6 protein-coding genes are annotated in these 6693 nt (G+C 66.2%); 3 read left to right on the top strand and 3 right to left on the bottom strand.

The window, feature by feature from the left end; all coding sequences use genetic code 11:
• The first annotated feature begins 73 nt into the window (after nt 1-73).
• Entirely contained in the window at nt 74-1714 is a 1641-nt protein-coding gene (locus ACREXZ_RS18695) for a class I adenylate-forming enzyme family protein (protein ID WP_431765603.1), read from the top strand.
• Between the two features lie 12 nt (nt 1715-1726).
• Here ACREXZ_RS18695 and xerD read toward each other — a convergent pair whose 3' ends face one another.
• The 3 genes from xerD to queG form a co-directional block, all read right to left on the bottom strand.
• Nucleotides 1727-2662: a site-specific tyrosine recombinase XerD gene (gene xerD, locus ACREXZ_RS18690; protein WP_431765594.1), complete on the bottom strand. Its 936-nt coding sequence runs from the start codon at nt 2660-2662 to the stop codon at nt 1727-1729.
• Nucleotides 2663-2688: 26 nt separating this feature from the next.
• Complete coding sequence (locus tag ACREXZ_RS18685; RefSeq protein ID WP_431765593.1) at nt 2689-3186, bottom strand: methylated-DNA--[protein]-cysteine S-methyltransferase; 498 nt, start codon at nt 3184-3186, stop codon at nt 2689-2691.
• 75 nt (nt 3187-3261) lie between these two features.
• Nucleotides 3262-4590: a tRNA epoxyqueuosine(34) reductase QueG gene (queG, locus tag ACREXZ_RS18680; protein ID WP_431765592.1), complete on the bottom strand. Its 1329-nt coding sequence runs from the start codon at nt 4588-4590 to the stop codon at nt 3262-3264.
• A 17-nt stretch (nt 4591-4607) separates the two neighbouring features.
• Here queG and tsaE point away from each other — a divergent pair, with 17 nt between their 5' ends.
• Together tsaE and ACREXZ_RS18670 are read left to right on the top strand one after the other, a co-directional pair.
• Nucleotides 4608-5165, top strand: coding sequence for a tRNA (adenosine(37)-N6)-threonylcarbamoyltransferase complex ATPase subunit type 1 TsaE (gene tsaE, locus ACREXZ_RS18675; protein ID WP_431765591.1), 558 nt, complete (start codon nt 4608-4610; stop codon nt 5163-5165).
• Nucleotides 5147-6676 carry an N-acetylmuramoyl-L-alanine amidase gene (locus ACREXZ_RS18670; protein WP_431765590.1) on the top strand — a complete coding sequence of 510 codons (1530 nt, stop codon included), beginning with the start codon at nt 5147-5149 and terminating at the stop codon, nt 6674-6676. Before tsaE ends, ACREXZ_RS18670 begins: the two co-directional genes overlap by 19 nt.
• Nucleotides 6677-6693 lie beyond the last annotated feature (17 nt).

Below are 6693 nucleotides of genomic sequence, written 5' to 3'. Positions count from 1 at the left end.
TCGACGGAGCTTGAAACTCGCAGGAGACACAAGCTGCGCCACGGCTGCCAACCGGCTTGGTGGCAAACCATTAATGGCTTGCTACCCACTGAATTCTGAATCAAAAGCAAGATATAAGGAGACAGCTTTGAATCCCGCCCCGCATCGAGGCACTGCACCGGCCCCAACCAGCCGCCCGGCCATCGACGCCGCCGCGCTGCTCGCCGGACTGCCGTCACGCATCGCCGCCATTCCGGCGCGTGCCGCAGCACAGCGGCCGCATCATCCGGCGCTGATCGAGGACGCACGCAGCCTCACCTACGCGCAACTCGTCGAAGCGATCGACGCCGCGGCCGACGTGCTGCGCGAGCAAGGCGTGCGCGGCGGCGACCGCGTGATGATCGTCGCGGAAAACAGCATCGTGCAGATCGTCCTGCTGTTCGCCGCCGCGACACTCGATGCGTGGGCGCTGGTATCGAACGCCCGGCTGTCCGCCGCCGAACTCGACGCGATCCGCGCGCACGCGCAGCCGCGCGTCGTCGCGTATGCGATCGAAGCGTCGCCCGATGCGCGGCAACATGCGGAACGCCATCGCGCGCAGCCGGCCCCGACGCTCGCGATCGATATCGGCGCGTGGGCGTACTCGGTCGATCCGAGCGTCGCCGTCGAGCCGGTCGAAGCCGCGAACGAGCGCCAGTGCGCCGCGCTGATCTACACGACCGGCACCACCGGCGCGCCGAAAGGCGTGATGCTGTCGCACCGCAACCTGCTGTTCATCGCGGCGATGTCGAACTCGCTGCGGCGGATCGGGCCGGACGACGTCGTCTACGCGGTGCTGCCAATCTCGCACGTGTACGGTCTCGCGTCGGTATGTCTCGCTAGCCTGTACGGCGGCATCACGCTGCGGCTCGCGCCACGCTTTTCGCCCGAGGCGGTGCGCCGCGCGCTCGCCGAAGAGCGGATCTCGATCTTTCAGGGTGTGCCCGCGATGCACGCGAAACTGCTCGACCATCTGCAGGCGCAGGGTCACGCGTGGTCGGCACCGCATCTGCGCTTCGCGTACTCGGGCGGCTCCCCACTCGACGCCGCGTTGAAGGCGCGTGTCGAGCGCGCGTACGGCGTACCGCTGCACAACGGCTACGGCATGACCGAAAGCAGCCCGACCGTCGCAGGGACGACACTCGACGCGCCGCGCAGCGACTGCTCGGTCGGCCAGCCGATTCCCGGCATCGAATTGCGCTTCGTGACGCTCGACGGCGTCGAGGCCGCGTCTGGCGAAATCGGCGAACTGTGGGTGCGCGGCCCGAACATCATGCTCGGCTACTACCGGGGCCTCGACCAGACGCGCGCCACCGTCACCGACGACGGCTGGCTGAAGACCGGCGACCTCGCACGCCAGGATCCGGACGGCGCGCTGCATATCGTCGGGCGCAGCAAGGAGCTGATCATCCGCTCGGGCTTCAACGTGTACCCGGCCGAAGTGGAGCACGTGCTGAACGCGCACCCGGACATCGTGCAGTCGGCGGTAATCGGGCGCGCGGTGGAAGGCAACGAGGAAGTGGTCGCGTTCGTCGAGATCGCGGCGGGCGCCAAGGTCGAAACCGATGCGCTCGACGCCTGGTGCGCCGAACGGCTCGCGCCGTACAAACGGCCTGCGGAAATCCGCGTGCTCGCGGCACTGCCGGCCGCATCGACCGGCAAGATCCTCAAGCACAAGCTGCGCGATTTTATTTGACTCGGGTTTAATTCACCCACGCGGATGATGCGTGGCGTGCAGCGATTTCAGCCGCTCGCGTGCGACGTGCGTGTAGATCTGCGTCGTCGAGATGTCGGTGTGGCCGAGCAGCAGCTGCACGACGCGCAGGTCGGCGCCGTGATTCAGTAGATGCGTCGCGAACGCGTGCCGCAGCGTATGCGGCGATAGCGGCGCGTGCACGTCGGCGGCCTTCGCGTGCCGCCTGATGATGTTCCAGAACTGCTGGCGCGTCATCCCTTCCGCGCGCGACGTGACGAACAGCGCGTCGGTCGCGCGTGCGCCGAGCAGCGCCGGCCGCGCGTCGCGCAGATAGCGCTCGATCCAGCCGTGCGCCTCTTCGCCGAACGGAATCAGCCGCTCCTTCGATCCCTTACCCATCACGCGCACCACGCCTTCGTTGAGGCCGACCTCGACAGTCTTCAGCGTGACGAGCTCCGTGACACGCAGCCCGCTCGCGTACATCAGCTCGAGCATCGTGCGGTCGCGCAGACCGAGCGGCGTCTCGACGTCGGGTGCGCCGAGCAGCGCTTCGACCTGTGCTTCGCTCAACGTCGACGGAAACCGTGGCGGCTGCTTCGCGGAACGGATACGCAGCGTCGGGTCCGCGGCCGCGCGATGCTCGCGCACCGCCCACGCGTAGTAACGGCGAAACACCGACAGACGCCGGTTCGCCGACGTCGACTTGTCCTTCTGCCGCACCGCGCTGTACGCGTTCAGGTCGGCTTCGTTCGCGGTATCGAGCGACGTATCGCGGCCCGCGAGCCATTGCGCGAACAGCTTCAGATCGCGCCGGTAAGCGTCGAGCGTGTTGCGCGACAGACCGTGCTCGAGCCACAGCGCGTCGCAGAACGCGTCGATCGACGCGGTGCTCGTAGCGAAGAGCGGTGACTCGGGGGTGGCGTCGAGGGTGGAAGCAGTCTCGCTCATGAGTCGTGCGGGTAGCCCGGGTCTGTTTATGTGTTGGCCTGACCCTGCCACAGCGGCAGCGTCTCCATGCTCTCGTGCGCGAGCAGCCAGCGCTTCACATCGCGCAGGAAGCCCTCTTCGTTGTGATGCGCGAAGCCGCCGATCCAGTTCGAGCCCACGACGCGATGGCACGGAATCACGATAGGAAAATAGTTCGAGCCGCACGCCTGACCGACTGCGCGCGGCACGCTGCTCACCTCTTTCGCCAGTTGTCCGTAGGTCAGCACGGTGCCCAGCGGAATCCTGACGAGCGCGTCCCACACGCGGCGCTGGAACGGCGTGCCGATCGGTGCGAGCGGCAGATCGAAGGTCGCCGAAGCGTGCTCGAAATAATGCTCGATCTGTTCGGCCGCGCGCTTCGCCATCGGCGTATCGGGTGCAATGCTCGCAACCGACGCGGGCAGATAGACGATTTCGCGCACCGCGTCCGCTTCGGTGCGGATGCCGACCTTGCCGAACGGTGCGTCGATCACTGCGTTGTACATCGCTTTCTCCTGCTGGCCCTGAAAATTCCGCCGCGGCTACCTGTCGCTGCTTACCGCTCCTTACCGACACCTACTTTACGCCGCTTCGAGCGCCCATTGAACATGCTCGCGCACGAGCGGCGATGCATCGTCCAGGCGCCGGCGCAATGCATCGACGATCGCCGCGCGCGCATCGGCGGGCAGCACCGCCGCGTCGCCGCGCAGCGCATTGCCCATCCCGACCGCGAGATTGCGCAGCCAGCGTTCATAGCCGATGCGGCGAATCGCGCTGCCCTGCATCCGCACGTCGAAATCGTCAGCGCTCCAGTCGAACAGATCAGTCAGCGACGCGCGGTCGAGCCCGTGCCGCACGTCGAAATCGGCGACCGGCGCGGCCTGCGCGAACTTGTTCCATGGACACACAAGCTGACAATCGTCGCAGCCGTATACGCGATTGCCGATCAGCGGACGCAGCTCGCGCGGAATGCTGCCCTTCAGTTCGATCGTCAGATACGAAATACAGCGCCGCGCATCGACCTTGTACGGCTCGACGATCGCGCCGGTCGGACATGCATCGAGACAGCGCGTGCAACTGCCGCAATGTGCGCCGGCGGTTTCGGGCGCGATTTCAGGCGTCACTGACGCATCGGTCGGCAGCGGCACGTCGACGTAAATCTCGCCGAGAAAGAACAGCGAGCCGGCGTCGCGCTGCAGCAGCAGCGTGTGTTTGCCGCGCCAGCCGATACCCGCATTCTGCGCGAAAGCGACCTCGAGCACCGGCGCCGAATCGGTGAACACGCGATAACCATACGCGCCGATTTCCGCTTCGATTCTTTCCGCCAGCTGCTGCAGCCGCTGGCGCATCACCTTGTGATAGTCGCGGCCACGTGCGTAGATCGACACGACAGCCGCGGCTGGATCGGCGAGTCGTGCGGCCTCGTGCGCGCGCCAGTCGCGCGTGTTGGCTTCGCTGCCTGCCTCTGTCGCAAGCACGTCGGCATCGAGCGTCGAGGGGGTCGATGCAGGTTGCGCGCTGCCCCTCTCATCCCCCGGCGACACGGATTGCGCAACGCTTTCGGCCGGCTTTCCGCCAAGCGTCGCAGCGGGCAAATACGCGATCCGCGCGGTGATCACGCGTCGCGTGCCGGCCACAAGCTCGGCCGGCCGCACGCGTTTCGTCCCATGTTTCGCCATATAATCCATCTCGCCGTGGTAGCCCGCTTCGAGCCACGCAGCGAGTCCCGACTCGGCATCGGGCAGGTCGGTATCGCTGATACCCACCGCACCGAAACCCAGTTCGCGGCCCCATGTCTTGATGCGCTGCGCGAGCGCGTCCAGCGCCGCTTCATCGAAACGACGCGCAGTGCGTGCGTCGTCATCGGACGCAGGCGCGGATGCAAGAGGGGACTCCGGGCTTCGGTTCATCACGCCATTTTACGAGAATGCCCGACCACCCCGACCGTCTTGTCGAACCACCCGCCTCCGTCATGCTGGAGCGTCGCTTCACGCTCGCGGACGAGGCCGCCACCACCGCGTTCGGCGCGCGTTTCGCCGAGGCGGTCGAAGCGGTACGCAACGCAGGTCGCGACCCGCACGGCGACCACGCATTCGAAGGCCTGCAGGTGCAGCTCACCGGCGATCTCGGCGCGGGCAAAACGACGCTCGTACGCGCGACCTTGCGCGCCCTCGGCCATACCGGGCGCGTACGCAGCCCGACCTACACCCTCGTCGAACCCTACGCGGTCGAACGGCCCGATGGGGAACTTGAGGTCTATCACTTCGATCTGTATCGATTCACCGATCCGGCCGAATGGGCCGATGCCGGCTTTCGCGAGTATTTCGATTCCGGGGCGATCTGCCTCGTCGAATGGCCGCAACGGGCGGGCGGCCTGCTCGGCATACCGGATCTCGTTTTCTCGCTCGACGTCGAGGGCGACGGGCGGTTGCTCGTTGCACGCGCCTACAGCGAATCAGGAAAAGCATGTCTCGAAAGATGTTGATCAAACCGTTCCGATCGATCGAATCGGCCGCCACTGCGACACATAACTGGCGGCGCCGGCAGATTCTCTGCGCGGGCGCGTCGACGCTGATACTCGGCCTCGTCGCACCGCGCCTCGCGCATGCGAGTTCCGTGCTCGGCGTGCGCGTGTGGCCCGCGCGCGACTATACGCGCGTGACGATCGAGTCGGACCAGCCGCTGCAGACCTCGCAGCAGATGCTGCAGGGACCAGACCGGCTGGTCGTCGATCTGAACGGCCTCGACCTCGATCAGGCATTGAAAGACCTTGTCTCAAAAATCACGCCGAACGATCCGCAGATCCAGGCGGTGCGCATCGGTCAGTATCAGCCGCATGTCGTGCGGATGGTGTTCGACCTGAAGGGTTCGGTGAAACCGCAGGTGTTCACGCTGCAGCCGGTGGGGACGTACAAATATCGGCTGGTGTTCGACCTGTACCCGGCCGTCGCACCCGATCCGCTGATGGATCTGCTCGCGCAGACCGAACGCAAGGAACAGCAGCTGAACGAGAACAGCGCGCCGCCCGCGACGTTGAGCGGCCCCGCCACGCCGCCGCCCGGGACGGACAACAGCGATGCGTTCTTCCAGCACTACGCGCAGAACACCGGCCCCAACGACGCGACGCAGCCGCCCATTCTCGGTACGCCGGCACCCGTGCCGCGCCCTCATTCGAAGCCGCCTGTCACCACACCGCCCACCGCAATCGCCCGCAACGACACCAGCGGCGACACGACCGACGACACCTACAAATTCACCACGCCAAAGTCCGGCAAGGGCAACACGGTGCGCCTGCTCACGGTCGCGATCGACCCGGGCCACGGCGGCGAAGATCCGGGCGCGATCGGCAGCGCAGGGACGTATGAGAAGCACATCGCACTCGACGTCGCGAAGAAGCTGCGCGCGAAGATCGATGCGCAGCCGAACATGCGCTCGATGATGACGCGCGATTCCGACTTCTTCGTGCCGCTGAACGTGCGCGTGCAGAAGGCGCGGCGCGTCGGTGCCGACCTGTTCGTGTCGATCCACGCGGACGCGTTCACGACACCTGAGGCGAGCGGCTCGTCGGTGTTCGCGCTGTCGCAACACGGTGCATCGAGCGCCGCGGCGCGCTGGATGGCGAACAAGGAGAACTCGTCGGACCAGGTCGGCGGGATCAACGTGAAGACCGCCGACGCGAGCGTGAACCGCGCGCTGTTCGACATGTCGACGACCGCGCAGATCCGCGATTCGATGCGTTACGGCGACTTCGTGCTGAACGAAATCGGCGACATCAACAAGCTGCACAAGGGCTCGGTCGAACAGGCCGGCTTCGCGGTGCTGAAAGCGCCGGACATTCCGTCGATCCTCGTCGAGACCGCGTTCATCAGCAACCCGGAAGAAGAGCGCCGCCTGAACGACGACGCGTACCGCGACAAGATGGCCAACGCGATCCTGAAGGGTATCAAGCGTTATTTCGCGGCGAATCCGCCGCTCTCGAAGAACCGGATGACGTGACGCGGCTGGCCCCGCGC

It is taken from the genome of Paraburkholderia sp. (assembly GCF_050742655.1).
Classification (GTDB): domain Bacteria; phylum Pseudomonadota; class Gammaproteobacteria; order Burkholderiales; family Burkholderiaceae; genus Paraburkholderia.
This window is presented reverse-complemented; position numbering and strand designations above follow the sequence as displayed.

Coding starts and splice junctions, on each gene's coding strand:
- ACREXZ_RS18695 (WP_431765603.1), top strand. CDS start 74: ATGGCTTGCTACCCACTGAATTCTGAATCAAAAGCAAGATATAAGGAG.
- xerD (WP_431765594.1), bottom strand. CDS start 2,662: ATGAGCGAGACTGCTTCCACCCTCGACGCCACCCCCGAGTCACCGCTC.
- ACREXZ_RS18685 (WP_431765593.1), bottom strand. CDS start 3,186: ATGTACAACGCAGTGATCGACGCACCGTTCGGCAAGGTCGGCATCCGC.
- queG (WP_431765592.1), bottom strand. CDS start 4,590: ATGAACCGAAGCCCGGAGTCCCCTCTTGCATCCGCGCCTGCGTCCGAT.
- tsaE (WP_431765591.1), top strand. CDS start 4,608: ATGCCCGACCACCCCGACCGTCTTGTCGAACCACCCGCCTCCGTCATG.
- ACREXZ_RS18670 (WP_431765590.1), top strand. CDS start 5,147: ATGTCTCGAAAGATGTTGATCAAACCGTTCCGATCGATCGAATCGGCC.